The sequence below is a fragment of the Saccharomonospora marina XMU15 genome (assembly GCF_000244955.1).
Lineage (GTDB): Bacteria > Actinomycetota > Actinomycetes > Mycobacteriales > Pseudonocardiaceae > Saccharomonospora_A > Saccharomonospora_A marina.
On sequence record NZ_CM001439.1, the window covers coordinates 4,185,809 to 4,210,541 of the forward strand.

The 24,733-nt window shown below is 68.0% G+C and carries 29 protein-coding genes and 1 pseudogene; 12 read left to right on the plus strand and 18 right to left on the minus strand.

Translation table 11 applies throughout. The features are described from left to right. Positions 1-4: 4 nt before the first annotated feature. Positions 5-1,207, minus strand: a complete 1,203-nt coding sequence (locus SACMADRAFT_RS19745) for an MFS transporter (RefSeq protein WP_009155608.1) — start codon at positions 1,205-1,207, stop codon at positions 5-7. Between the two features lie 216 nt (positions 1,208-1,423). Here SACMADRAFT_RS19745 and SACMADRAFT_RS19750 point away from each other — a divergent pair, with 216 nt between their 5' ends. Continuing rightward, a complete protein-coding gene (locus tag SACMADRAFT_RS19750) occupies positions 1,424-2,029 on the plus strand; it encodes a helix-turn-helix domain-containing protein (protein WP_009155609.1) in 606 nt (201 codons plus the stop codon). A 28-nt stretch (positions 2,030-2,057) separates the two neighbouring features. On the opposite strand, the gene SACMADRAFT_RS19755 is transcribed toward SACMADRAFT_RS19750, so the two are convergent. Continuing rightward, positions 2,058-2,873, minus strand: coding sequence for an MBL fold metallo-hydrolase (locus tag SACMADRAFT_RS19755; protein WP_009155610.1), 816 nt, complete (start codon positions 2,871-2,873; stop codon positions 2,058-2,060). Positions 2,874-2,956: 83 nt separating this feature from the next. On the opposite strand from SACMADRAFT_RS19755, the gene SACMADRAFT_RS19760 reads away from it, so the two are divergent. Next, entirely contained in the window at positions 2,957-3,535 is a 579-nt protein-coding gene (locus tag SACMADRAFT_RS19760) for a hypothetical protein (RefSeq protein WP_009155611.1), read from the plus strand. On the opposite strand, the gene mgtE is transcribed toward SACMADRAFT_RS19760, so the two are convergent. Together mgtE and SACMADRAFT_RS19770 are read right to left on the minus strand one after the other, a co-directional pair. Next, a complete protein-coding gene (gene mgtE, locus SACMADRAFT_RS19765) occupies positions 3,499-4,830 on the minus strand; it encodes a magnesium transporter (protein ID WP_009155612.1) in 1,332 nt (443 codons plus the stop codon). The genes SACMADRAFT_RS19760 and mgtE overlap by 37 nt on opposite strands. Positions 4,831-4,981: 151 nt before the next feature. Next, a complete protein-coding gene (locus tag SACMADRAFT_RS19770) occupies positions 4,982-6,103 on the minus strand; it encodes an epoxide hydrolase family protein (protein WP_009155613.1) in 1,122 nt (373 codons plus the stop codon). A gap of 63 nt (positions 6,104-6,166) precedes the next feature. Between SACMADRAFT_RS19770 and SACMADRAFT_RS19775 the strand changes: the two genes are divergently transcribed. Further along, positions 6,167-7,126: a helix-turn-helix transcriptional regulator gene (locus SACMADRAFT_RS19775; RefSeq protein WP_040926628.1), complete on the plus strand. Its 960-nt coding sequence runs from the start codon at positions 6,167-6,169 to the stop codon at positions 7,124-7,126. 45 nt (positions 7,127-7,171) lie between these two features. Here the strand turns inward: SACMADRAFT_RS19775 and SACMADRAFT_RS19780 are convergent, their stop codons facing one another. From SACMADRAFT_RS19780 to SACMADRAFT_RS19800, 6 genes are all read right to left on the minus strand, one after another. Then, a complete protein-coding gene (locus SACMADRAFT_RS19780) occupies positions 7,172-8,002 on the minus strand; it encodes a universal stress protein (protein WP_009155615.1) in 831 nt (276 codons plus the stop codon). Between the two features lie 89 nt (positions 8,003-8,091). After that, positions 8,092-8,511: a DUF6292 family protein gene (locus tag SACMADRAFT_RS28625; protein ID WP_157617280.1), complete on the minus strand. Its 420-nt coding sequence runs from the start codon at positions 8,509-8,511 to the stop codon at positions 8,092-8,094. 83 nt (positions 8,512-8,594) lie between these two features. Next, positions 8,595-8,771 (minus strand): hypothetical protein, encoded by a 177-nt coding sequence (locus SACMADRAFT_RS30065; protein WP_009155617.1) that lies wholly within the window; start codon positions 8,769-8,771, stop codon positions 8,595-8,597. 27 nt (positions 8,772-8,798) lie between these two features. Next, the gene (locus SACMADRAFT_RS19790; RefSeq protein ID WP_009155618.1) at positions 8,799-9,845 is read right to left on the minus strand and encodes a fatty acid desaturase family protein; all 1,047 of its coding nucleotides are present in this window, start codon (positions 9,843-9,845) and stop codon (positions 8,799-8,801) included. 100 nt (positions 9,846-9,945) lie between these two features. After that, complete coding sequence (locus SACMADRAFT_RS19795) at positions 9,946-10,149, minus strand: cold-shock protein (protein ID WP_009155619.1); 204 nt, start codon at positions 10,147-10,149, stop codon at positions 9,946-9,948. Positions 10,150-10,390: 241 nt separating this feature from the next. Continuing rightward, entirely contained in the window at positions 10,391-10,639 is a 249-nt protein-coding gene (locus SACMADRAFT_RS19800) for a hypothetical protein (protein WP_009155620.1), read from the minus strand. Positions 10,640-10,821: 182 nt separating this feature from the next. On the opposite strand from SACMADRAFT_RS19800, the gene SACMADRAFT_RS19805 reads away from it, so the two are divergent. The 4 genes from SACMADRAFT_RS19805 to SACMADRAFT_RS19820 are packed head-to-tail and all read left to right on the plus strand — an operon-like array spanning position 10,822 to position 14,375. Then, positions 10,822-11,823: a branched-chain amino acid ABC transporter permease gene (locus SACMADRAFT_RS19805; RefSeq protein WP_232285439.1), complete on the plus strand. Its 1,002-nt coding sequence runs from the start codon at positions 10,822-10,824 to the stop codon at positions 11,821-11,823. Positions 11,824-11,832: 9 nt separating this feature from the next. Further along, the gene (locus SACMADRAFT_RS19810; RefSeq protein ID WP_009155622.1) at positions 11,833-12,825 is read left to right on the plus strand and encodes a branched-chain amino acid ABC transporter permease; all 993 of its coding nucleotides are present in this window, start codon (positions 11,833-11,835) and stop codon (positions 12,823-12,825) included. Further along, on the plus strand, positions 12,815-13,654 hold the full coding sequence (locus SACMADRAFT_RS19815; protein ID WP_009155623.1) for an ABC transporter ATP-binding protein: 840 nt from the start codon (positions 12,815-12,817) through the stop codon (positions 13,652-13,654). Before SACMADRAFT_RS19810 ends, SACMADRAFT_RS19815 begins: the two co-directional genes overlap by 11 nt. Further along, positions 13,647-14,375 carry an ABC transporter ATP-binding protein gene (locus SACMADRAFT_RS19820; RefSeq protein ID WP_009155624.1) on the plus strand — a complete coding sequence of 243 codons (729 nt, stop codon included), beginning with the start codon at positions 13,647-13,649 and terminating at the stop codon, positions 14,373-14,375. Before SACMADRAFT_RS19815 ends, SACMADRAFT_RS19820 begins: the two co-directional genes overlap by 8 nt. A gap of 82 nt (positions 14,376-14,457) precedes the next feature. Here the strand turns inward: SACMADRAFT_RS19820 and SACMADRAFT_RS19825 are convergent, their stop codons facing one another. After that, positions 14,458-15,717 (minus strand): ABC transporter substrate-binding protein, encoded by a 1,260-nt coding sequence (locus SACMADRAFT_RS19825; RefSeq protein WP_009155625.1) that lies wholly within the window; start codon positions 15,715-15,717, stop codon positions 14,458-14,460. A gap of 250 nt (positions 15,718-15,967) precedes the next feature. Between SACMADRAFT_RS19825 and SACMADRAFT_RS19830 the strand changes: the two genes are divergently transcribed. From SACMADRAFT_RS19830 to bcp, 3 genes are all read left to right on the plus strand, one after another. Then, on the plus strand, positions 15,968-16,150 hold the full coding sequence (locus SACMADRAFT_RS19830) for a hypothetical protein (protein ID WP_009155626.1): 183 nt from the start codon (positions 15,968-15,970) through the stop codon (positions 16,148-16,150). A 215-nt stretch (positions 16,151-16,365) separates the two neighbouring features. Next, on the plus strand, positions 16,366-16,896 hold the full coding sequence (locus SACMADRAFT_RS19835) for a hypothetical protein (RefSeq protein ID WP_050998188.1): 531 nt from the start codon (positions 16,366-16,368) through the stop codon (positions 16,894-16,896). 31 nt (positions 16,897-16,927) lie between these two features. Beyond that, the gene (gene bcp / locus SACMADRAFT_RS19840) at positions 16,928-17,407 is read left to right on the plus strand and encodes a thioredoxin-dependent thiol peroxidase (protein WP_009155628.1); all 480 of its coding nucleotides are present in this window, start codon (positions 16,928-16,930) and stop codon (positions 17,405-17,407) included. Between the two features lie 78 nt (positions 17,408-17,485). Here the strand turns inward: bcp and SACMADRAFT_RS19845 are convergent, their stop codons facing one another. The 4 genes from SACMADRAFT_RS19845 to rph form a co-directional block, all read right to left on the minus strand. Further along, a complete protein-coding gene (locus tag SACMADRAFT_RS19845) occupies positions 17,486-17,914 on the minus strand; it encodes a hypothetical protein (protein ID WP_198285880.1) in 429 nt (142 codons plus the stop codon). 243 nt (positions 17,915-18,157) lie between these two features. Beyond that, entirely contained in the window at positions 18,158-19,354 is a 1,197-nt protein-coding gene (locus SACMADRAFT_RS19850; protein WP_009155630.1) for an AAA family ATPase, read from the minus strand. 88 nt (positions 19,355-19,442) lie between these two features. Next, positions 19,443-20,054, minus strand: coding sequence for an RdgB/HAM1 family non-canonical purine NTP pyrophosphatase (gene rdgB, locus SACMADRAFT_RS19855; protein ID WP_009155631.1), 612 nt, complete (start codon positions 20,052-20,054; stop codon positions 19,443-19,445). Beyond that, a complete protein-coding gene (gene rph, locus SACMADRAFT_RS19860; protein ID WP_009155632.1) occupies positions 20,051-20,830 on the minus strand; it encodes a ribonuclease PH in 780 nt (259 codons plus the stop codon). Before rph ends, rdgB begins: the two co-directional genes overlap by 4 nt. Positions 20,831-20,955: 125 nt before the next feature. On the opposite strand from rph, the pseudogene SACMADRAFT_RS31020 reads away from it, so the two are divergent. Beyond that, positions 20,956-21,864, plus strand: a pseudogene (locus tag SACMADRAFT_RS31020) (lysylphosphatidylglycerol synthase transmembrane domain-containing protein); the annotation flags it as partial. 90 nt (positions 21,865-21,954) lie between these two features. Here SACMADRAFT_RS31020 and SACMADRAFT_RS19870 read toward each other — a convergent pair. From SACMADRAFT_RS19870 to SACMADRAFT_RS19880, 3 genes are read right to left on the minus strand one after another with little or no spacing between them, the layout of a single operon-like run. Continuing rightward, entirely contained in the window at positions 21,955-22,725 is a 771-nt protein-coding gene (locus tag SACMADRAFT_RS19870) for an MBL fold metallo-hydrolase (RefSeq protein WP_198285881.1), read from the minus strand. Between the two features lie 40 nt (positions 22,726-22,765). After that, on the minus strand, positions 22,766-23,560 hold the full coding sequence (gene murI / locus SACMADRAFT_RS19875) for a glutamate racemase (RefSeq protein WP_009155635.1): 795 nt from the start codon (positions 23,558-23,560) through the stop codon (positions 22,766-22,768). Continuing rightward, entirely contained in the window at positions 23,557-24,150 is a 594-nt protein-coding gene (locus tag SACMADRAFT_RS19880) for a rhomboid family intramembrane serine protease (RefSeq protein WP_009155636.1), read from the minus strand. Before SACMADRAFT_RS19880 ends, murI begins: the two co-directional genes overlap by 4 nt. Positions 24,151-24,356: 206 nt before the next feature. On the opposite strand from SACMADRAFT_RS19880, the gene SACMADRAFT_RS19885 reads away from it, so the two are divergent. Then, entirely contained in the window at positions 24,357-24,719 is a 363-nt protein-coding gene (locus SACMADRAFT_RS19885) for a group I truncated hemoglobin (protein ID WP_009155637.1), read from the plus strand. Positions 24,720-24,733: the final 14 nt, after the last annotated feature.

The following is a 24,733-nucleotide window of genomic DNA, read 5'->3' on the forward strand; positions in this document are numbered from 1 at the left end:
TCTCTCAGGCACCGTCCGTGCGCATGGCCGCGACCGGCGGTCGATCGAGCAGGGCGAGGGGAACGGTGAGCACGGCCAGCAGGGCGCCGATCCAGGCCACGGAGTTGATCGGCCCGCCGAAACCGAGTGCCATGGCGGCGAACACCGGGGTGAGGCTGATGCCGAGTTGGAACGCGGAGACCGTGGTGGCACCCGCGAGGGTCGGCGCGTCGGTGGCGATGGTGAACACCCGTCCGTAGAGGGCGGGATTGAGCACGAACGCCGCGACTCCGAGCAGGAAGACGATCGGCGCGACGGCCGCCTGCCGGTCGGCGAACGATGCCAGCAGTGCCGACAGCGTCGCGATCCCGATCGCGCCTGCGAGGATCGCATGGCGGGGATACCGGTCGGCGATCCGTCCTCCGACAGTCAGGCCGACGAAAGCGCCCGCTCCGAACAACGCGAGAACCGCGGAGATCCACACCTGCGGAATGTGCGTGACGTCGGTCAGGATCGCCGCGAGGTAGTTGAAAGACAGCATGTACGCGGCCGTGCTCAGTATCGTGATCGCATAGATGTTCCACAGTCGCGGCTTGCGCATCACCGCGAGTTCGGCGGACACCATCGGCTCCACCCCGGACCTGGTGCTGGGCAACCCGAACGCGCAGCCGATCGCTCCGACAAGGGTCAGGACGGTCACTGCCCAGAAGCCGGCCTGCCATCGCGTCAGCTGACTGAGCAGCGTGCCCACAGGTCCACCGGCCACCATGGCGACACTGAGTCCACTCACGACAACACCCGAAGCGCGGGCCTTGCGGTCAGGGCTGACCAGGCTTACCGCGGTCACGGTGGCGACTGCGAAGAATCCGGCGTAGGCGAGACCGGACACGAACCGGGTGCACAGCAGCACCCAGTAGTCGGTGACCAGGCCGACAGCGATCCCGGCGGCGAAGACGAGCTGGCTTGTCAGCAGCGCGGTACGCCTCGACCAGCGCAGACTGAGAACCGCGAAGGGCGGGCCGCCGAGGACCACGCCCAGCGCGAACGCGGTGATGAGAGCACCTGCCGACGGCAGCGACACGTCGAGGTCGACCGCGACCGCGGGCAGCACTCCTGCCAGCAGGAACTCCGCGCTGCCCATCGCGAACAGGCTGAAGGCGAGTAGGTAGACGCCGAGCGGAAGCCGGTCGAAACGGTGGGCAGGCCGTTGCCGGGTGGTCGCGCTCATCGGGGCTCGACTCCGGTGCGGGTGGGGCGTCCGGCCGCGGTGTGGCCCGCGTGTCGGCCACTGCCCAGGGCCGTCTCGAACCGCTGCTCGGCGGCTACGGAAGTTTCCCGATGTGAACTCATCACTCAACACCTCCGCCCGAGAGCATCGGCACGAACCGCCGAGCACGGCAAAGTTCTTTGCCAAAAGCGGGAAGAAGTGGTGGACTCGGGAAGTATGGAAGCCCAGCCCGCCGTCGCCGCGGCGGTTGACCGGATCGCTCCCCGACTTCGCCGTGCCCGGCAGCAGAAGGGGGTGACGCTCACCGAACTCGGCCGTGCCACCGGCATTTCCACCAGCACCCTGTCGCGGCTGGAGGCAGGTCAACGCAAACCCAGTCTCGAACTGCTGCTGCCGATCACCGCGGCTTTGGGGCTGCGGCTCGACGAGATCGTCTCCGCACCGCTCGTCGTGGATCCCCGGGTGCCGCAGAATCCGACCAGGGCCAACGGCAGGGTTCTGGTGCCGCTCACCCGCCAGCAAGGCGAGCCGCGCGCCTACAAGATGACGATCCCAGCCGGTGACGAGGAGCCCCTGCTACGGACCCATGCGGGGTACGAATGGCTGTACGTGCTGCGGGGTCGGCTTCGAGTCATGCTGGGCGATCACGACATCGTGCTGGGCCAGGGCGAGGCCGCCGAGTTCGATTGCCAGACACCACACTGGTTCGGTGCGGCAGGGCGCACGAGTGTCGAGGTGTTGAGCCTGTTCGGCAAGCAGGGCGAGCGAATCCACGTCCGTGCTCGCGGCAGGCCAGCCGCCCGTGGTCGCCGTCAGCCGTGACCGGCCACGATCGGTCCGGGGGGCAGTGCTAATCGGTCGGTCCGAACCGGTGCTGCTGGCCGCGATCAAGGTAACGCACCTCAGTGGACAGTGCTTCGGCTCGCACCAGTGCCCTGAACTCGGTCAGCGGGGTCTTGAAAACGCCGTAGTCGTCGTAATGGACAGGAACGGCTGTCCGTGGCCGCAGCAGCCGCAACAGATCGATCCCCTGCGGTCCGTCCATACTCACCAGTGCCCCGAGTACCCGCGTGCCGCCGAGATGAACGACCGCCAGGTCGATACTCGGGAACTGCTTGCCGATCTCCTCGAGATCGTCGTAGAACAGGGTGTCTCCGGAAAGGTAGATTCGCACCGGCCGCGCCGCCTGCGAACGGCGGTACTCCAGCAAGGTTCCCATCACCGGCGGCAGCAGGCGTTCCACGAAGCCGAACGAGTGCCGTGCGGGCAGTGAGACCGCCACCAGGCTGGCGTCGCCCTTCACGATGGTTTGCTGCGTCCAGGTGCGCATGCCGACGGCCTCGCCGAAGCCGAATGTGCGCAGCCGTCCCGCCGCTTTGGGCGTCGTCATGACGGGTGTGGTCCGGTCGAGCCCGCGCCTCGCGATCCGGTCGAAGTGGTCACCGTGCAGGTGTGACAACACCACCGCGTCGAGGTCTGGCAGGTCGTCGATGCTCAACGCGGGTTCGGTGCGCCTGCGAGTGACCAGCCCCTTGCCGAGGTAGGCCCACTGCCCACGATGCAGGAAGTTCGGATCGGTCAGCACGGTGAACTCCCCCAGCCGAAGCAGTGTGGTCGCAGTGCCGACGAAGGTGATCGAACAGTTGCCGCTGCCGGCAGCACTCACGTGCCGTCCTCCTCCCCCTTCCGGTCCCGGCCGCCGCGACCAGGTGCCGAGTGTTCAACGGCGTTGTGGGGTAACCAGTGGCCATGACGGTGAAACGCGTCCTGTGGGAAGGCTTCGTGGCCGGTGCGGCCGGGACGGTCGCGATGACGGTGGCGGAGCAGGTGGAGCAGCGGCTGACCGGTCGGCCCGATTCGCACGTCCCCGGCCGGGTGCTGGTTCGGCTGGCCCGTGTGCGCGAACGCCGAGGCCAGCGGTTACGGCAGGTGAACCTGGCCATGCATTTCGGCCAGGGTGCGCTGCTGGGAGTGCTGCGCTCGGTCATGGCACACGCCGGGCTGCGCGGAGCGTGGTCCTCGGCGCAGTTCACCGTCGTGAGGTTGACCAACGACCAGATTCTGGAGAACGCCACCGGTGTCGGTGCGCCGCCGCCCACCTGGCCCCGCACGGAACTCGTGGTCGACCTGCTGCACAAGACCGTCTACGGGTTCGCCACCGGGCTGGTTGCCGACGCACTGGCCGCCCGCGGCGGCCCTGGCCCCGGCCAGCGGCACGCCGCGATGCTGCCAGGACGCCACCGGAACGTGGGGCCACTGCCCCGGGCGCACCGCAGGGCCTCACGACCTGCTCATAATCCCAGGACAAGGCGAGCCAGCAGGAAGTAGATGATCAGGCCGGTGGCGTCGACCAGGGTGGTGACCAGTGGCGCGGAAATGACGGCGGGGTCGATGCCAAGACGTTTGGCCAGCAGCGGCATGGTAGCTCCGATGGTGGCCGCCCACCCGCACACCAGGATGAGGGACAGCGCGACGGTGGCTGCCACGGGGAAGTCGACGAGAAGCGTCCCTATGCCCAGGCCCACGGCGGCGAGCATCGTGCCGAGCACCAGCCCGACGCGGCTTTCGCGCCAGGCGACGCGGAGCAGGTCGCGGGTGCGAACCTCTCCGACGGCGAGTGCTCGGACGGCGGCGGTGGCCGCCTGCGCGCCCGCGTTGCCGCCGGTGCCGACGAGCAAGGGGATGAACAGCGCGAGCGCGGTGACCTGTTCGAGCGTTGCCTCGAAGAACTGCAGGACGTTGACGGTGAGTGTGGCGGCGAAGATCAGCAGCAGCAACCACACCGCTCGCGAGCGCGCGAGTTGGACGACGCTCGCGGACATGTAGTGACCACTCCACGGGGCCGCGGCGGATTGGCGAGCGATGTCTTCGGTGTCGGCGGCCTCGATGACCTCGACGGCGTCGTCGATGGTGAGCAGGCCCAGAACGCGGTCCTCGCTGTCCACCACGGGCAGGTCGAGCAGGTTCGCCTCCTGCATGAGGCGGGCGGCGGTTTCGGCCGGGTCGGTTGCGCGTACTCGGGGGGTCGTGGTGTCGGTGAGTTCGACGACCTGCCGGTCGGGAGGGTTCAGCACCAGGTCGCGCAGTGACAGGGTGCCGAGGAAGTGGCGCTGATCGTCGATGACGGGCAGGGTGTAGACGGTTTCGGCGTCGGCGCCGCGCTCGCGCACCACCTGCAGGGCATCGCCCACGGTCAGATGGTGGCGGAGGGCCACGGTCTCCGGGGTCATGTAGCGACCGGCGGAGCCGTCCGGATAGCCGAGCAGCGCCGCGGTCATGGTGCGTTCACGCGGGCTCAGCCCGGCCAGTACGTGCCGGGCGAACTTGGCGGGCGCCTCCCCGAGCAGGCGAGCGCGGTCGTCCGGGTCCATCGCCTCGAGCACGTCACGGAAGGCCTGGTCGCGAAGCCCGGACAGCACCTTGTGCTGGTCGGAGGGGCCGAGTTCCTCGAAGACCGCCAGCGCGCGATCCTTGTCCAGCAACCGGAACAGCAGCACGGCACGCACCGCGTCCGCGCGGCCGAGTTCGTCGGCGATCTCGTGCGGGTGATGGCGCGCGAGCCAGTCCTGCAGCGCGGGAAGGTCGTTGGTCTCCAGGAGCTGGCGCAGGTCCTGCACGGTCATCCCGATCCCTCCCGGCTGCGTGGGCTGCCATGTCCGATGATCACAAGGACTGGCCGAGTCGGCTGTGTCAGGGCAATCGGCAGTGCGGGAAAACGAGACCGTGCAAAGCGGCGTGGAGCCCAACGACCGTCCTCGGACGGCCTGCCCAGGGTCAGCGCAGTGCGGCGAAGAACGCGCGCAGGTCAGCGGCGTAGTCGTCGGGCCGGTCCATGGCGACGAAGTGGTGTCCTTCCGGGTTGTGTTCGGGCCAGTGCACGATGGTGTTGTCGCGCTCGGCGAGCCTGCGGACTCCCGGAGGACCGCTGTACACGCCGGTCGGCGCGACCTTTTGCCCTTCGGGCCAGCTGAACCCGGTGCTGTCGTAGTACAGCCATGCCGACGACCCGAACGTTCCGGTTAGCCAGTACAGGCTCACGTTGGTCAGGAACAGGTCACGGGCGATCGCCTGCTCCAGTGGCTTGCCGCCTGCGTTGAACTCGTGGAACTTCTGTGTCATCCAGGCCAGCGCCGCCACGGGAGAGTCGTGCCAGCCGTAGGCGAACGTCTGCGGTGCCGTGCCGAGCAGTCCGTGGTGATCCACCCCGTTCATCCAGTCCTGTTTCGAAAGCTCGGCGAAGGCTTCGCGTTCGTCGTCGGTGAGCTGCGACATGTCGTCCTGGCCGGGAAAGCCCAGCCCGCCGGTGATGTAGACGCCGACAACGTGGTCAGCCGCTGCGGTGGCAACGGCGGGTGCGACGTAGGCGCCGAAGTCGCCGCCCTGGGTGCCGTACCGGTCGTAGCCGAGACGCCGCATGAGTTCTGCCCAGATCCGCGCCACGCGTGCGGCGTTCCAACCGGTCTCCCCTGGTGGGGAGGAGAACCCGAAGCCGGGCAGCGACGGCACCACCACATGGAACGCCTGCTCGCCGTTTCGCGGCCTGGCGAGCAGGTCGATGAAGTCGACGAACTCCACGAAGGAGTTGGGCCAGCCATGGGTGAGAACAAGCGGCAGCGCGTCCGGCTCGGGCGAGCGCACGTGCAGGAAGTGGATGTCGAGACCGTCGATCTCGGTGAGGTACTGCGGGAACTCGTTCAGCCGCGACTCGTGGACGCGCCAGTCGAATTCGTCGCGCCAGTACGTCGCCAGCTCTTTCAGGTAGCTCACCGGGACCCCTCGGCTCCACCCTTCGCCGGGCAGTTGCCCCGGCCAACGCGCCAGGTCCAGCCGAGAACGCAGGTTGTCGAGCTCGGCTTGCGGGATCTCGATGCGGAACTGTCGGATGTCTTCGCTCATGTGGCACAAGCTAGCTTCGATGTAGGCCAGATCCTGACCTACATCTCAGGCATTCTGGAAGCCATGACAGATCCCTCGGCCCGGCTGCTGCGGCTGCTGTCGCTGTTGCAGACCCCGCGCGAATGGCCTGGCAGCGAACTCGCCCGGCGGCTGGAGGTCAGCCCGCGCACCGTTCGGCGGGACATCGAGCGGCTACGCGCTCTGGGCTACCCGGTGGAAGCGGCGCTGGGAGCCGAAGGCGGTTACCGGCTGGTCGCGGGGACGGCCATGCCGCCGCTGCTGCTCGACGACGAGGAGGCCGTCGCCATCGCCGTCGGTCTGCGGATCGCCTCCGGTAACGCGGTCGAGGGCATCGAGCAGGCAGCCGTGCGGGCACTGACGAAGCTGGAGCAGGTGCTTCCGTCCCGGCTGCGCAGGCGGGTCGGTGCGTTGGCTTCGGCGACGGTTCCGATACTGGCAGGCATCGGCCCGAAGATCGATCCGGAAACGCTGACCGTGCTGGCCACAGCCACCGAGGGCCGCGAGCGGCTGCGCTTTCGCTACCGGGCCGGTGACGGCGCCGAGAGTAACCGTCAGGTAGAGCCTTACCGGCTGGTTTCGATGGGCCGTCGCTGGTACCTGCTCGGCTTCGACACCGGAAGGGACGACTGGCGCATCTTCCGGGTCGACCGGATCGAGGCGCCGCTGCTGACCGGCGCGCGGTTCGCCCCTCGGGACCTTCCCGCCGAGGATGCGGCCGCTTACGTCACCAGCAAGCTGTACTCGCTGGCCCCCACTTACCGCGCCGTCGTGACCCTGCACGCTCCCGCCGACGTGGTGAGAGCCCGGTGGGGCGGCGCGGGTGGCGAAGTGACGCCGCTGGAGGAGCACACCTGCCGGCTGCGCAGCCATACCGACACCGTCGAGTGGCTCGGATTCCGGCTCACCATGCTCGGCGTCGACTTCGAGGTGCACGAGCCGCCGCAGTTGGTCGAGTACCTGCGCGCGCTGGGTGAACGTGCCGTCCGCGCTTCGGGAGGCTGAGGAGCGTTGATCGACGAACCGGGCCGGATCACTTCGGCACGTCGGCTACCCCCTTGCGACGAGCACGTCGGAGGGCGCCTGCCGCAGTACGTGCTGGGCGACGGTGCCCAGCAGGGCGTGCCCGAGGTGGAAGTGCGTCCCGCTGCCCACGACGGTCAGGTCCGCCCCGTACCGCCGCACCAACTCCGGTAGCACGCCGCGTGGCTCGCCCGACTCCACCTTGATCACGCTGGGGGCGGGCTCGAGGTCGCCCGCCAGCTCTTCGATTCGCGGTCGCACCCGTTCGGTGCTCACGTCGCGCAGCCGGTCGAGATCGTCTTCCTCGATTCCGCGCATGCGCATGAGATGCTCACCGACGACCACGCTGACGTGCACGATGATGTGGTCGGCTCCGGGGGTGAGCGAGGTACCCACCCCGGCCGCCACCGCCGCGTGTCGCGATGCCTCCACCGCGAGCAGCACGGTGCGGTAGGCGCCCTCGACCTGGTTCTTCACCACAAGCACCGATGTCACGCTGGCGCGTACCAGGTTCTCCGTGGTGCTGCCGACCAGCGCACCCAGTTTCCAGTGCCCGCCGCGCTCACCAACCACCAGCAGGTCGGCTTCGCGCTCGACGGCCTCGGACACGGTCACCGAAGCGGGCTTTCCCTGCCGTACCACGGTCTGCGCGTCGACCTCCGGCGCGAACTTCTCGACGTGCGAGCGCAGCCACTCGGCCGCGAAATCGACGAGTTCGGGTTCGACGTCGAACGGCACCACGTGCACGGCGATCAGCCGCGCCCCGTGTTCGGCGGCGAGCAGCCCGGCTCTTTTCACCGCCTGCCCCGAACGGTCGGACAGGTCGGTCGCGACCAGTATTCGGCGAAAACGCGTCACGCAACACCGCCCGCCTCGACGTCGGGTCCCTGACTGGGAGGTTAGCGGCAGGTCAGCGGTTCGGCCGGACGAAGCTGCCTGCTGGGAGCTCACGATCCCGCGTACTTCTCCAGACGATGGGCGAGGGTTTGCCTGTCGACGAGGTGGAAGTTCACGACCGCCTGGCTGCCCTGCTCCGCACCGCGCAGCGCGTTGGCCACGAACGCGGCCACTTCGGCGGGGGCGGGTAGCAACTCGTCGACGAACTGCGCGATCACCTGCTGCGGTTCGTTCGGGGCGGTCTCGACCGCGATCCGCCAGCCGCGGCGCTCGCTCCAGTTGAGCATGAGGTCACGGTCGGGGTGTGCGGACCAGCGAGCGGCCAGGCCCAGGTAGCCGGTGGCCGTGTCGCTGATTTCGAAGCTGGTGCCTTCGGCGGGCAGACCGATCGCCGCGGCGACGGCTCGGATGTAGCCGCCGAGCCCGCGAGCCAGGGCAACAGTGCTGTCATGGCTGCTGTCGGTGTCCATGCCGACCACGCTAGGGGTGCCGCCGTCCGGTACTCGACCGCCGGAAAGGTGCCGTCCGCCCCGCATCACGACTGCCGAATCGCCTACCGCTGCCGTCCCCGCGGTCGGCGCTGAACGCTGCCCGCGTGCGGCGCCCGGAAGTCGGGCGAGTCGGCCTCGTCGGTCGTGGCGACGTTGGCCGCGAGCTTTCCGTAGTCGATGGTTTCTTCACGTTCGCTGTGGCTGAACACCACAGGCTGCACAGCTGCTGGTGTTGACATGGAACTCCTCAATGGGTGTACCCGCGGCTACTTCGCGACGCGGGCCGCGGCGCGCAGCGGCGCGCCGATGGAATGCAGGTGACGCAGCACTTCGGCGTATGAGGCGAAAGCACCGGTCTGGCTGTAGGGGAGGCCGATCCGGCTGCAGTACTGCTCGACCAGCGGCTGCGCGTGTCGCAGGTTGGCCCTTGGCATGCTGGGGAAGAGGTGGTGCTCGATCTGGTAGTTCAGCCCGCCGAGGGCGAAGTCGACGACGCGGCCGCCTCGCACGTTGCGTGAGGTGAGAACCTGCTTGCGCGGGTGGTCGAGCTTCTCACCCGCGGTGAGCATCGGCATGCCCTTGTGGTTTGGGGCGAACGACATTCCGAGGTAGATGCCCCACAGTCCCTGGTGGATCGCGATGAAGGCGATGGCCTGAAGGGGTGAGAGGACAACGAAGACGGCGGTGAGGTAACCGACGATGTGCGCGGTGAGCAGCGTCGCTTCCAGCCGGGTCGCCTTGACCTCGCGGCGCAGTACGGCCTGGATGCTGGAAAGGTGCAGGCTCAACCCCTCGAGCAGCAGCAGCGGGAAGAACAGGAACGCCTGGTACTTCGCTGTCCATCGCTGGAAGCCGCGCTTCTCGGCGGCCTGACCGTGGCTGAACGCCAGCAGCGGGATGTCGAGATCGGGGTCGTCGTCCTCGTGATTGGGGTTGGCGTGGTGCCGGTTGTGCTTGCCGACCCACCACGCGAAGCTGAGTCCCACGAGGCCACCGTGCACATACCCGACTACGCGGTTGGCGCGGCTGCCGCGGAAGATCTGCTTGTGACCCGCGTCGTGGCCGATGAAGGCCAGCTGAGCGAACACGATCGCGAGGAAAGCCGCGATCAGTAGTTGCCACCAGGACGAACCGAGCAGCGCGAAACCCACCCAGCCGAGGCCGAGCAGCACCGCGTTGACGGTGAATTTCAAGGCGTAGTTGCCAGGCCTGCGGTTGAGCAGTCCGCGCTGCTTGACGCTGCGGGTCAACTCGGCGAAGTCGCTGCCTGGTCTGGACGGGGCGGTGGAGGTGGAGGTGCCGCTCGAGGTCATGGACCACCGTGGGCTTTCTGTGAGTATCGAATGGTTCCGCCTGCCCCGGCGGTGTCCTGCCCGTCACCCGGCAGCGGGTGACGGGCAGGTCGGGATTCGCTCAGAGCGTGCGAACGCCGGTGGCCTGCGGGCCCTTGGCGCCCTGGCCGACGTTGAACTCCACCCGCTGCCCGTCCTCGAGGCTGCGGAAGCCGCGTGCGTCGATTTCCGAGTAGTGCACGAAGACGTCGGCGCTGCCGTCGTCGGGGGCGATGAAGCCGAAGCCCTTCTCGCCGTTGAACCACTTCACAGTTCCCTGTGTCATCTTGTCCCCTTCCAGGAGCCGGTTCGGCGTCCGCACTTCGCGGACGCGGGTAGCCGCAGGTCGAGACGGCCACCACTTCGGCGATTCGAAGACAAGCGACACGTCCGCACCGAGATTCCGCGGACGTGAGAACACGAACACGCAAAAACTTGCGACTGCATGGGTAACGTCACCGGCGTACCGGGTTGTTCCCCGTATGCACACACTACCCCACGCCCGGTGCTCGTGGTGCCGCCCGGGTCTACTCGTCGTGCTCCGACCATGCCGAGACGTCGTCGATCGCGGTGAGTCCGTTGGTGTGGCCGTTGGACATGGCGGCCTGCTGGTCGGCGTGCTCGTCGAGCAGATCTCCGGCCTCGATGAGGGCCGCGGCTACCTCGCGTTGCGAGGTGACGGGCAGGCTGCCCCGGCGCAACCCCTCGACGACCCCGGGAAGATCGTCACGAAGAGCGACGAGCGCGGTCAACACCTCGTGCACTCCCTGCTCCATGCGGTAACCCTCCTCAGTCCCCCCTGTTGAGCTACCTAGACAGACAATTGGAGCAACGGGATATGACGTCCGGGTCGGGTGGACTGCGCCGACAGCTACCTGAGGTAACAATCACGTACACCGATATTCGTATGCCGAACGTGTGCTTACACTGACCGCCAAATCCGACCCCGGTGCGCGAGGTGACTGTGCGTGTAACCCGATTACTCGTACCGATACTCGCTCTGTTGCTCGTGGTGCTGGCTCCGGCCGCGGCATGGGCGCAGGGCGAAGAGGTACCAGCAGGCCCGACCTTCCTCGACAGGGCACTGCAGTCGCTGCTCGACGGCATCCAGTTCGGCGCCATCATCGCGATCACGGCGGTGGGCCTCTCGCTCGTCTTCGGCACCACTCACCTGATCAACTTCGCGCACGGCGAGCTGGTCACCATCGGCGCCGTCATCGCGTTCTTCCTGAACGTGACCGCGCAGGGGCCCGGCTGGCACATCATCATCTCGGCGGTGGTCGCCGTCGTGCTCGGTGCCGCGCTCGGCGGGGTGCTGGAACGGGTGATGTGGCGCCCGCTGCGCAACAGAGGCACCGGGCTGATCAACCTGTTCATCATCACGATCGGCCTTTCGCTGCTGTTGCGGCACGTCGTGCTGGTGTTCTTCGGCTCACGGCCGAGCTCCTACCGGGAGTACGACATCCAGCAGGCCATCGACCTCGGCCCGGTGGGCATCACCCCGCGAGATCTGACGATCACGGTGCTTTCGGTGCTCGTGCTGCTCGGGGTGGCGTTCATGCTGCAGAAGACCCGCATCGGGACCGCCATTCGCGCGGTGTCCAGCAACCGGGACCTGGCCGAGGCCTCGGGCATCGACGTCAACCGCGTCGTGCTCGTGGTGTGGATTCTCGGCGGCGGGCTGGCCGCGCTCGGCGGGGTCTTCTTCGGCCTTGTCGAGATCATCACCTGGGACATGGGCTTCCGGCTGCTGCTGTTGATGTTCGCCGGCATCATCCTCGGCGGGCTCGGCTCTGCCTACGGCGCGATGGTCGGCAGTTTCGTGGTCGGCATCGTCGCGCAGATGTCCAGCCTCTGGTTCCCCATCGACCTGCAGAACGCCTGGGCGCTGCTCGCGCTCATCGTCGTTTTGCTGATCCGTCCGCAAGGCATTCTCGGCCAGCGGGAACGAGTGGGCTAGGCGGTAGACATGGACTGGGAAATCATCCTCTCCGACGCGCTTCGGTCGGGCATCGGTCCGATCGCGGCCGTCTATGCGCTCGCCGCGATCGGACTCAACCTCCACTTCGGCTACACGGGCCTGCTGAACTTCGGCCAGGTCGCCTTCATGCTCGTCGGCGCGTACGGGGTGGCCGCCTCGGTATCGACGTTCGGGCTGTCGTTGTGGGTCGGTGTGCTGGTCGGGCTCGCCTGCTCGGTGGTGCTCGCGTTACTGCTCGGACTGCCGACGCTGCGGCTGCGCGCGGAGTATCTCGCGATCGCCACCATCGCCGCGGGCGAGATCCTGCGGCTGTTCTACCGGTCGAGCTGGGCCGAGCCCGTGACCGGTGGCGTGTTCGGGCTGCAGCAGTTCGCGAACGACTTCTACGACGTCAACCCCATCCCCAACGACAGGTACGGGTTCTGGCTGCTGAACTTCAGCGCCCGTGACCTGTGGGCGCTGGGCGTGGCATGGGGGCTGGTCGCGCTCATGACGGTGCTCATCGCACTGCTCGTGCACAGCCCGTGGGGCCGGGTCATCCGGTCGATCCGCGAGGACGAGGAGGCGGTGCGCAGCCTCGGCAAGAGCGTCTACGCCTACAAGCTGCAGAGCCTGGTGCTCGGCGGGGCGATCGGCTCGCTGGCGGGCATGATGCTGGCGATCAACAACCAGTCGGTGAACCCGGACAGCTACGACCCTGTTGTCACGTTCTTCCTCTACACGCTGCTGGTGCTCGGCGGCGCAGGGCGCGTGCTGGGGCCGGTGATCGGCTCGATCCTGTTCTGGGCGATCCTCACGTTCTTCGACAGCCTGCTTCGGCAGGCGATCGACGCGGGTGTCATCTCGCCGACGATCATCGCGGCCCCTGAGGTCGGAGCGGTGCGCTTCGCCCTGGTCGGGCTCGGCCTGATGCTGCTCATGATCTTCCGGCCGCAAGGCATTCTCGGCAGTCGCAAGGAGATGCTGCTCGATGTCCGCTGACCTCGCGAACGTCGCCCCGGAAGCCGGGGTGGCCAAGCCCGACGCACTGCTGGTCGCCGACGGTGTCACTCGCCGCTTCGGCGGGCTCACCGCCGTGCGGGTGGACCACCTGGAGATCCAGCGGGGTGCCATCACCGCGCTGATCGGCCCGAACGGCGCGGGCAAGAGCACCCTGTTCAACGTGCTCAGCGGCTTCGACCGGGCGGACGCGGGCAGCTGGTCGTTCGACGGGCACGACATCAGCAAACGCCCCGCACATCGCGTCGCCCGCCGGGGCATGGTGCGTACGTTCCAGCTCACGAAGACCCTGTCGCGGCTGTCGGTGATGGAGAACATGAAACTCGCCGCGCGGCACCAGCGCGGTGAGCGGTTGGCGCTCGCGGTGCTACGCCCGTTGTGGCGCTCCCAGGAGCGCGAGATCGAGCGCCGCGCCGACGAACTGCTGGAGCGCTTCCGGCTTTCCCACATGCGCGACGAGTACGCGGGCACGCTCTCAGGCGGGCAACGCAAGCTGCTGGAGATGGCGCGGGCCTTGATGGTGCGACCCACGATGGTCATGCTGGACGAACCGATGGCGGGCGTGAACCCGGCGCTCACCCAGTCACTGCTCGGCCACATCACCGAACTGCGTGACGAAGGCATGACGGTGTGCTTCGTCGAGCACGACATGGATGTGGTGATGGGTATCAGCGACTGGGTGGTGTGTATGGCCGAGGGCGAGGTGGTGGCCGAAGGGCCGCCGCGGGCCATCGGCAAGAACCCGGCCGTGATCGACGCCTACCTCGGCAAGCAGCACGACGAACCCGAATCGAGGCCCGACGATGAGTGATCCGCTACTGACGGCCGAAGACGTCTACGCGGGCTACATCTCCGGCGTGGACGTGCTGCGCGGTTGTGGTCTCGTGCTCAATCCCGGCGAGCTGGTCGGGGTGATCGGACCGAACGGCGCCGGAAAGTCCACGCTGGTCAAAGCCATGTTCGGGCTGTTGCGCATCCGCGAGGGCACGGTTACCTTCCGTGACGAGGACGTGACCAACAAGCCCGCCCACGAACTGGTGTCCAAGGGCATCGGCTACGTGCCGCAGCGGCAGAACGTCTTCCCCACGCTGACCGTGGAGGAGAACCTGCGCATGGGCACCTACCTCAAGCCGAAGGCGTTCGACGAGCGGGCGGGCTTCGTCGAGGAGCTGTTCCCGGTGCTGGCCGAGCGGCGTGCGCAGAAGGCCAGTTCGATGTCCGGCGGCGAGCGGCAGATGCTGGCGATGGGCAGGGCGCTGATGATGGAACCCGAGGTGCTGCTGCTCGACGAGCCGTCAGCCGGGCTGTCCCCGATGTACCAGGACCAGGTGTTCGAGCGCGTCAAGCAGATCAACGCCGCGGGCGTGGCGATCCTGATGGTGGAGCAGAACGCCCGCCGTTGCCTGCAGATCTGCGACCGCGGCTACGTGCTGGACCAGGGCAGCAACGCCTACACGGGCACCGGTACCGAACTGCTGCACGACGAGAAGGTCATCGAGCTGTACCTGGGCACGCTCGCCAGGGCCCGCTGAACCACCGACAACGATCAGCCCCCCGGGTCCTGGACCCGGGGGGCTGATCGTTTGTGCTGCTACCGCTGCTTGCGCAGGGCTGTCAGCCGTTGCCGGTGCTCTTCTCCGTGCGCACGGTCTCCAGCTGGCCCGAATTGTTGTAGCGGTACACCTCGATCGTCGCCTCACCGGGCTCGCCCTGCTCGATGAAGTCGAGCGGCCCGCTCACGCCGTCGTAGTCGATGTCGGTGCCCTGGTCGAGCAGGCCCTTGCACTGCTCGAACGACGTGCACTTCTCGCCGCCCTTGGTCACGCCGTTGATCTCCGGCGCGAACGTGGCAGGGTCGGTCGACTGGGCCGCCTCTGCGGCAAGTGCGATGATCGTCACGCAGTCGTACACCTGCGGTGCGAACTGCAGTTCGGCGAGGTTGGGTGCGAACTCCTTGAGCCTGTTGACGTACTCCTGGTTCTCCGCCGACGCGGGCGCGGTGCCCTTCATGCCCGCGATCACACTCGGGTCGTTCGGCGAGACCAGCTTGGCCAGTTCCTCGCTGCGCAACCCGTCGGCGCCGTAGACGCCGATCTGCTGCGGACCCACGCCCGCCTCGATCATGGACTGCATGACCTGCGTGCCTTCCTCGAAGGCCACCACAACGGCCGCATCCGGCCGCGAGTTCTTGACCTGCTGCGCGAGCTGGTCGAAGTTGGTCGCCTCGGGGTCGTAGGTCTGCGTCAGCACGACGTTGGCGCCCTGCTCTTCCAACGCCTTCTTGGTGGCCTCCATGAGGCCGCGGCCGTAGTCGTCGGCGCGGGCCACCAGAGCGACCCGGTTGTGGCCGTCCTCCACGATCACCTTGCCCAGCACCGGGCCCTGCAACGCGTCACTCGGCGCGGTCCTGAAGTAGAACCCGTCGTCGTTGTAGTCGGTGAACGTGGGCGCGGTGTTCGAGCCGGAGCACTGGACGACACCCGAGCCGGTGATGTTGTCGATGATCGCCAGGGACATGCCGGACGCCGCGGCACCGATGATGGCGTCCACACCCGAGGACAGCACCCGGTCGGCCGACTGCACGGCCACACCTTCCTGCCCGGCCTCGTCACCGGCGACTATCTCCGGTATCGGCTGCCCGAGCACACCACCGGCGTCGTTGATGTTCTTGATCGCGAATTTCGCCGACTGGATCTGTGGCGGCCCGAGGAAGGCCAGCTGCCCGGTCTCGGGCAGGACGTAGCCGAGGTTGAGCACGCCGTCACCGCCGTCGCCTCCGCCTTGGCCACCGTCATCCCCGCCACCGCACGCGGCCACCACGAGCGCCGTGGCGCTCAGGAAGATCGCTGACCGCCAAAGTCTTGACGCTCGCATTCCTTCCGCCTCCCGTCATCGAGTTCTCATGAGGGCGGTCAACTGGTGAACCTGCCGGGCAGTGAACTGCTCGGCGACGGCGACCGTCTTCCACCCGGCTTGTCCGAAGAGACTGAAAGAGTAGATCTTTTCGGACACCGCGTGAACAGGCAACATACGATTGATACGTCGGCTTGACTCTCCGAGGCCTACGAGATCGCGGGGAGTAGCTTGGGACACACAGCACGCGAGCGGTACCGGGAGGCCAGGCATGTCGGTAGGCAATCCGTTCCGGTGGCCGGAACGCGTGGCCGACTGGTTCGAGATGCGCGGCGTCTACGTTCCCGGCGAGGACAACCGGGTGGTGAACCCGTGGCGTGACTGGGGTTGGCTCATCGTGGTGTGGCTGGCGGGGCTGGCGGTTTTCGTACTTTTCTTCGCCCTCGCCGTCTGACACCCTCCTCGTTACCACGAACGAGTGATTGGCATCACTCCATGTGGCCCAACGGTCACGGTCAGGACACAGCCGGACACCAGGTCCGCCTCAACCCCGGCATCCGGCTGGCATCACACGGCCGGCCGCCGCCAGAGTGGACGAGGCGGCATCCGGCCGCCACCGAACGGAGCAACCAGCCGGTGCGAACGGAGTAAGGAGCATCTGCCGTGCGAATGTCGAGGATCGCTGTGGCCGGCTGCGCGGTGCTCGCGCTGACCGCCTGCGGCACCTCCGAAGCCGGTGACACTCCGCTACCGACCGAATCGGCCACGGCGACCTCCACCCCGGATGCGCGACTCAGCCCGCCTCCAGGCGTCTTCGAGTTCGGCTCCGAGTACCGGTTTCCCACCGGCCTGGTCGTCCGCGTCTCCACCCCGGACGTCTTCCGGCCGAGCGAGAGCGCCTACCCCCGCTCGGAGCGGGCGGCGGCGTTCGGCATCGTGCTCTTCAACGACGGCGAGCAGCCCTACCGGCTTTCCAACTTCTCGGTGACCGCGACGGTCGGCGAGCAGGAGGTGAAGCAGGTGGTCGACACCACCCGCGGCTACAACGGCATCCCCGACGCCGACCGCGACATCGGGCCCGGCAGTACCGTGCGGCTCACGCTGGCATTCGCGATGAGCGCCGACCGCGACCCGGTGCGGCTCACCCTTCGCCCCTACGCCTCCACCCCGGCCACGGCCGTGTTCCGCGGCTCGGTGTGAGGCCCACCCGGCCCCGGATAGGCTTTCGGGCATGACCGAGCAGAAGCGGCTCTCCCCCGGCGACCAGGCACCCGAGTTCACCCTTCCCGACAGCCAGGGCAACAACGTCTCGCTGTCGGACTTCCGGGGCCGCTGGGTGGTCGTGTACTTCTACCCGGCCGCGGGCACCCCCGGATGCACCAAGCAGGCCTGCGACTTCAGGGACAACCTCGCCCTGCTCGACGACTCCGGCTACCAGGTGCTCGGGATCTCCCCGGACAAGCAGTCCAAGCTCGCGAAATTCGCAGCCGACCAGGGCCTGACGTTCCCGTTGCTTTCCGATTCCGACAAGACCGTGCTCACCGAGTGGGCAGCCTTCGGGGAAAAGAAGAACTACGGGCGAGTGGTGCAGGGAGTGATCCGCTCGACGTTCGTCGTGGACCCCGAAGGCAGGATCTCGAAAGCGCTGTACAACGTGCGCGCCACCGGCCACGTGGCGAGGCTGCTGAAGGATCTGGACCTCGCAGAATAGGGGCCCTGCTGCCTCGTTCGCGCTCGCCGAGGTTCGAGCGGATCGCTACCGCGAACCTCCGCCGCCCGTGCGGCCGACTCAACGACCTGTCCGCAGGTGTGAAGCACAGCACGTGGCCGCATCGTCGCGGAGCCTGCGCCATGAGCGGTTCGATCCCGAAGGACTGTCGTAGGACCGGCTTGCGACAACGCGCTCGAAGATCACCGGAGCGTCGGATTCGCGATAGCGGCGGCCGGATTTGCAGACCTCGCTCGTCAGCACCCGCTTCGGGTCAGCCAGCCGACCTGTGTCCTTGTTCCGATACTTGCCAGGAACCTTCCACGCAGACGTGACCGCCGAGAGCGCATGCGGAAACAACAGCATCCAGGACTCCACCTCGGCGACGGCGAGCACGTAATGGGCCGTACCCAGATTCCTCTCGAGCGCCGCTTGAACACGATTCTGCGCGGTGACGTAATCCGGACCATCAGGGCGGTCGAAGTCCTCGTGAACGAAGACGCATGCCACAGTCGCTTCCTCACGCGTAGCTCGGGCACGGACCTTCCGGGACAACGTCTTGACCCGTTCCTCCAGGTTGTTCTCGCTGGCCCTGTGCCAGCCGCACATCGTCGGTGATCTCGACGATTCGCCCCCGCATCTCGACACAGAAGGCTTCGAGCAGAAGCCGGAGACTTCGTCGGTCGTTACTGTCTTCACCGGCGAGCACAATGATCGGCTTCTTCGTGGCTCCCGCAGCTGTCCTCCCGCGCCTCAAAGATCACCGCCAAGCGCCCCGGAAAACCACAACTCCCCCAACGGGAGACCCTCGCTGGCTTCCACGATGTCGGTTACCTTCTGCGAGGAGATCGCCGGTATCACGGAGGAACCGTCGTCTCGACGCTCGCACACCACGAGTTCGTGCGGTTCGAGCCGGTCAGCCATCGCTGGTGAATGGGTCGCGATCAGGAACTGGGTGCGTGCGCTGGCTTCGCGAAGGCGTTGCACCAGCAGCTCCAATGCCTGTGGGTGCAGGCCGTGGTCGATCTCCTCCACGCAGGTCAATGCCGGAGGTGCGGGGTCGTACAGCAGGGCGAGCAGCCCGAGCAACCGAATGGTCCCGTAGGAGGCGTCCGCCAGTTGGGTCGGTCGCCGTAGACCACGTTCACGTAGCACCACAACGACTTCACGGGCAGGTCCTGAGGGGTACTCGAAATCAATCGTGTCCAACTGCGGCAGCACTTCGGCCGCGTCCTCGACCAGCCGATCCCACGCCCCCTCGTCTCGGCTGCGCAAGCTGAGTAGAAACGCCGCCAGGTTGGCGGCGTCGTCATCGAGCGGCTCACGACCGTCCTTGGGAAACCGCGCGGGCGCACGTGCCGAGTCGACACTCACATCGAAGACCCTGAAAGATGCGAGTCTCTCGGCGACCGTACTGACCTCACTGCCACCCTTGTCGTCGGAAAGCCGGGGGAGGGTGGAAAGCCCGCTGCTGAGCTTACGGATGCCGAATACGTCCTCAGATGCTTCCGACTGGTTCTTCTCGATCCCGACCACGTTGACCTCGGAACCGCTGATCGTGATCCGGCGGCCCCGCCCCTGCGTGCGCTTGAACTGAAAGCTCTCCCTGCGCGCCAAGCTGCGTCCCGATCGTCTCCCGATCCGGAGTTCGTACTCGTCCGGCGCGGTGGCACTGGAGTGTGTGGTCCATGTCGCCTTGAGTTTGATCCGGATGCTCGCCGGTGTTCGCTCGCCTCCCCAGAACACCACTTCGTCGAAACCGCCGCGCAGACTCAGCGCCGGTTCCAGGTCGGTACGAATCACGTCGGCGAGGAATCGGAAGACCTCGAGCACGTTCGTCTTACCAGCACCGTTGGGGCCTACGAGCACGTTGAGTTCCCGCAACGGCAGGCTGACCTTGCGCAGGCTGCGGAAGTTCTCCACGTGCAGCTCCAGCAGTCGTCTGTTCACCGACGCACCTCCGTAGGCCCATCATGACCCAGGTACCACGAGCTGACACGTGGAGGTCCGGTCCTCGATGCCCGATCGGCTACCGCGATCATTCCCGCGTCAGTTCGCGCAGGTACGGCACGAGCGAGCGCAGGGCACGACCCCGGTGTGACATCGAGTCCTTCTCCTGGGGTGACAGTTCGGCGGAGGTACGCGCCTGCCCTTCGGGCAGGAAGATCGGGTCGTAGCCGAAGCCGTTCGTGCCGCGGGGTTCGCGGACAAGCGTGCCGCGCCATTCGCCACGCAGCACGACCTCGGTCGAGCCGGGCACCACCAGCGCGGCCGCGCACACGAACGCGGCGCCGCGCCGTTCGTCAGGGACATCCTTCAGCTGCGACAGCACGAGTTCCAGGTTCGCTCGGTCGTCTCCGTGCTCGCCCGCCCAGCGGGCCGACAGCACTCCGGGCATACCGTTCAGTGCTTCCACCGCGAGCCCTGAGTCGTCGGCGACCGCGGGCAGGCCGGTGACTCGCGCGGCATCGTGGGCCTTGGCGAGCGCGTTCTCCTCGAAGGTGGCCCCGGTCTCGGGTGATTCGGGGAACTGCCTCACCTGCGAAAGCCCGACGACCTCGATCGCGTCCAGGCCGTTGGCCAGCAGGATCCGGCGCAGCTCCTCGAGCTTGTGCCGGTTGCGTGTGGCCAGCAGCACCCGCAACGTCACTTCGAGCCCTTCGACTTCTTGGTGGGCGCGGGCTCGGGCAACTCGCCGGGGTAAGGCTGGGCCAGCGCCTGCTCCTGGGCCCTTGCCAGCTCGGCGCAACCGGCGAGGGCAAGGTCGAGCATCTTGTCGAGAGTGGACCTGGTGAACGTGGCGCCCTCGGCGGTGCCCTGCACCTCGATCAGCGTGCCCGCGTCGGTGGCGACGACGTTCATGTCCACTTCGGCGCGAGAATCCTCCTCGTAGGGCAGGTCCAGCCGGACACGCCCGTCCACCACACCGACGCTGACGGCGGACACCGCCGCCGACAGCGGCTTGGGGTCCGCGAGCCTGCCCGCGGCGCCCAGCCAGGTGATGGCGTCGGACAGCGCGACGTAGCCGCCGGTGATGGCGGCGGTACGGGTTCCGCCGTCGGCCTGGATCACATCACAGTCGATCATGATGGTGTTCTCGCCGAGCGCGGCCAGGTCTATGCAGGAGCGCAGGGACCGCCCGATGAGCCTGCTGATCTCGTGGGTACGGCCACCGATCTTGCCCCTGACCGACTCGCGATCGGCCCGGGTGTGGGTGGCCGAGGGCAACATGGCGTACTCGGCGGTGACCCAGCCGAGGCCGGAGCCCGCGCGCCAGCGCGGCACGCCTTCCGTCACGCTCGCCGCGCACAACACCCTGGTGTCACCGAACTCGATGAGCACCGAACCCGCGGGCCACTGCTGGAACCCGCGCGTGATCCGCACCTCGCGGAGTTGGTCGTCGTTCCTGCCGTCTTTTCTCACCACGAGCGCAGAGCCTAGTGAACGCGTTGAGCGACCGCCGCCGTGCCTACCCGCCGCCAGGACTTCCAGGGGCGTTGACAGCCACCCCCGCCGGAGCATAATTCAAAAGTGTTGAAATAGGGGGCGGTATGGGCGAGAGAACCCGGCGACGGCGCAGGTTGTGGCGGGGCGCCGGGATCGCCGCCGTGCTCGTGGGTGCGGCGTTCGCACTGCGAGGCAGGCTGCCCGAACCCGCCGAGGTGTTCACCACGCTGGCCGCAGCGGATCCGGCGTGGCTGCTGACCGCCGCTGCCGCCCAGTTCGTGTCGCTGGCGATGTTCGCCCGCCAGCAGCGCAGGCTGCTGACAGGGTTCGGCGTGACGATCCCGCGGCACCGCGCGTTCGCGCTGGCCTACAGCCGCTCGGCCATCGCGATCAGCCTGCCCGCCGGTTCCGCCGTTTCGGCCGCGTACGCCTTCCGAGAATTCCGCGCCGACGGTGCCGACAAAGCGGCCGCCACCGCGGTCATGGTGCTCTCGGGCTTGTTGTCGGCAGCGGGGCTCGCGCTGCTGTACGTCACCGGAATGCTCACCGGCGCGGCAACGGCGCTCGCCCGCAACTGGGACGTTCATCCCGGCTTCGTCCTGGCGGGTCTGGTCCCGGCGGCCACCCTCGCCGCGGCCGCGGCACCGGCGCTGGCCTCCCGCCTGCGTGCGCCTGCCCGGCCCGCGAGGCAACGACGCCCGCGCAGCCATGGCCTGCTCGGTGGTGTGCTCGACACGGTGCGCGACGCGCTGACCGAGTCTCGCACCGTGCGGCCCCGGCACTGGCTGCTCGCGCTGGCCGCGGCCGTGGGTAACTGGCTCACCGACCTGCTGTGCCTGCTCGCCGCCTCCCGCGCGGTCGGCATCGAACTCGGCGTCGCCACGCTGGCCACGATCTATCTCACGGTGCAGTTGCTGCGGCAGGTCCCGTTGACCCCCGGTGGGATCGGCGTGATCGAGGCCGCGCTGTTCGCGGGACTCGTCTCGGCAGGCGCTGCCGACTCACCCGCGACCGCGGCCGTACTGACCTACCGGCTGCTGTCGTGCTGGCTGATCATTCCCATCGGGGTACTCGGCTGGCTGGTGCTGCGGGCGACCCGCCGCTCAGATGTCGTAGACCGCCCCTTGCTCGACGAGCCGGACGGGTCCGTCGTAGCGGGAACGCGCCTCCCGCAGCACCGCTTCGCCGTCGGTCCACGGAGCGACGTGGGTGAGCAGCAGCCTGCCGACGCGCGCCCGCGCGGCGAGTTCCCCGGCCTGCCGCCCGGATAGGTGCAGCCCGGGTGGCCGGTCGTCGGCGTGGGTCCAGGTGGCCTCAGCCAGCAGCACGTCGGCTCCCTCGGCCAACTCGTCCAGTGCGGGGCACTCGCCGGTGTCACCGGTGTAGGCGAAGGTGCGTGCGCCGTCGGTCACGCGGACGCCGAACGACTCGGTGGGATGGGTCACCGGAACCGCGGTGACCTGGAACGGCCCGACCCGCAGCACACCGTGGTGCAGGGCGTGGAACTCGAAGACGTCCGACAGGTCGGTCTCCAACCGCTCGGACTCGTGTGGCGCGTAGGCGTTGGCCAGCCGGGCGGGTGCCTGGCTCGGCGCGTAGACCGGGAGCCTGCGCTCGCGCGTGTCGAAAGGCGGCGCGGGATGGTAACGGCGCAGCACCGTCAGTGCGCTGAAGTCGGCGCAGTGGTCGGGATGCAGGTGCGAAAGCAGCAGCGCATCCAGTTCGAACGGATCGCGCACGGCCTGCAGTCGCGCCAGCGTGCCGTTGCCGAGATCGATGCCCATCGTGAAGCCGCCCGCTTCGAGCAGGTAGCCCGAGGCCGCCCGGTCGGGGCCGGGAATGCTGCCGCAGCAGCCCAGGATCGTCACTCGCACGATCACACACCCTGCCATGACGGCCGGGCGGATGCCCGCATCAGGTGGCCGTCAGCACTCCCGCGCCGATACCCATGAACCGGTGCGCCAGCCGGATGAACGGTTCCCGCTCGCCCGTGCAGAGGAACTCGTGCGCCGGTGGCTCCGCGTGTTCTGCGAGCAGATCCTGCTCGGTGAGCACGCGCACCACGTCCTTGGCGGTCTCTTCCGCGCTGGACACCAGGGTCACCTCCGGCCCCATCACGATCTGGAGCACCCCGGTGAGCAGTGGGTAGTGCGTGCAGCCGAGGATCAGCGTGTCCACCCCGGCACGCGACAGCGGCTCCAGGTAGCCCTGCGCGAGGCCGAGCACCTGGCGGCCCGAGGTGATGCCCCGCTCGACGAAGTCGACGAACCGTGGGCAGGCGACGCTGCTCAGCCGCACCCGCGTGGCGCCCGCGAAGGCGTCGTCGTAGGCGCGCGAGCGGACGGTGCCCTCCGTGCCGATCAATCCGATGCGCCCGTTGTGTGTGGCGGCCGCCGCGCGCCGCACTGCGGGCAGCACGACCTCGATGACCGGGATGTCGTAGCGCTCCCTCGCATCGCGCAGGCTCGCCGCGGATGCGGTGTTGCAGGCGATCACCAGTGCCTTGACGCCGTCGGCGACGAGACCGTCCAGTGCGGCAAGGGTGAGCTCGCGCACTCGTGCGATGGGCAGCGGCCCGTAGGGGGCGTTGCGGGTGTCACCGAGGTAGCGCAGGCGTTCGCCGGGAAGCTGATCGGCGATGGCGCGCGCGACAGTCAGCCCACCGACACCGGAGTCGAAGATCCCGATCGGGGCATCGGCATGCGTCACGCCCCGAGGGTACCGGGCGGTTTCGCGGCCCTGGCACGGTCGGCACGCGCCACGACCCAAGCCGCGAGCACCCCGCCGAGCGCCCCGAACAGGTGGCCCTGCCAGGAGATCGCCGGATTGCCGGGCAGGATGCCCCACAGCATCCCGCCCCAGCCGAACAGCAGCACGGCGGCCACCACCAGTTGGGCAGCGCTGCGGTTGAAGATCCCGCGTACGAGCAGGAACGCCAGCCAGCCGAAGGCCAGACCGGAGGCGCCCACCGTCACCACACCCGGCGGGGCCGTCAGCCACACACCGAGCCCCGCGACGAGCCAGATCGTGGCCGTGACCGCCACCCACTGCGCGATACCGCCCGCCATCGCGAGGAAGGCGAACACCAGCACGGGCACGGTGTTGGCGAACAGATGCGGCCAGCCCGCGTGCAGCACCGGCGCCCACGCGATGCCGTCGAGTCCTGCCAGCGACCTCGCGTGGATACCGGCGAGGTCGAGCTGCGCGGGCAGCAGCACGTCGACGAGTTCCACCAGGTAGAGCAGCATCGTGAACGCCAACGCGACAACGCCCGCCGCCAGCGGCTTCGGCGGCAGCACCCGCTTGGCGGGGCTCTGCCTCGGGCGCGAGGGAACTGGTTGCGGCTGCGTGCTCACGTGCTCCAGGCTACGTCCGCTGCCGCAGGGCCACCTCGGGAGAAATCCCTGAGATCACCGGGCGGGCGTGGCCGCGGTGCCGAGCTGTTTGCACGCTGTTGTCATCGCGCGTACGCGGTGGAAACGTCGGCCCGGTTGGCTCGATCGGTATGACGAGCAGCTACGAGCAGATCGGTGGCCAGGAAGCACTCATCGCCGTCGTGGACGACTTCTACGAGCGGGTCCTCGCCGACCCGCAGCTGGCGGGGTTCTTCACGGGGTCGAACATGTCGCGGTTGAAGGGCAAGCAGGTGGAGTTCTTCGCGCAGGCGCTCGGCGGTCCCGCCGAGTACAGCGGGCTGTCGATGAAGGACGCCCACCGGGGCAGGGGGATCGGTCAGCAGCAGTTCGACCTGGTGGCGAAGTACCTGAGCGAATCGCTGCTGGCGGCCGGGGTTCCCAGCGACACCGTGGACGCGATCATCGGCGCGGTGGCACCGCTTTCGGGCGACATCGTGTCACCGTCGGCCTGAGCACTGCTCCCCTC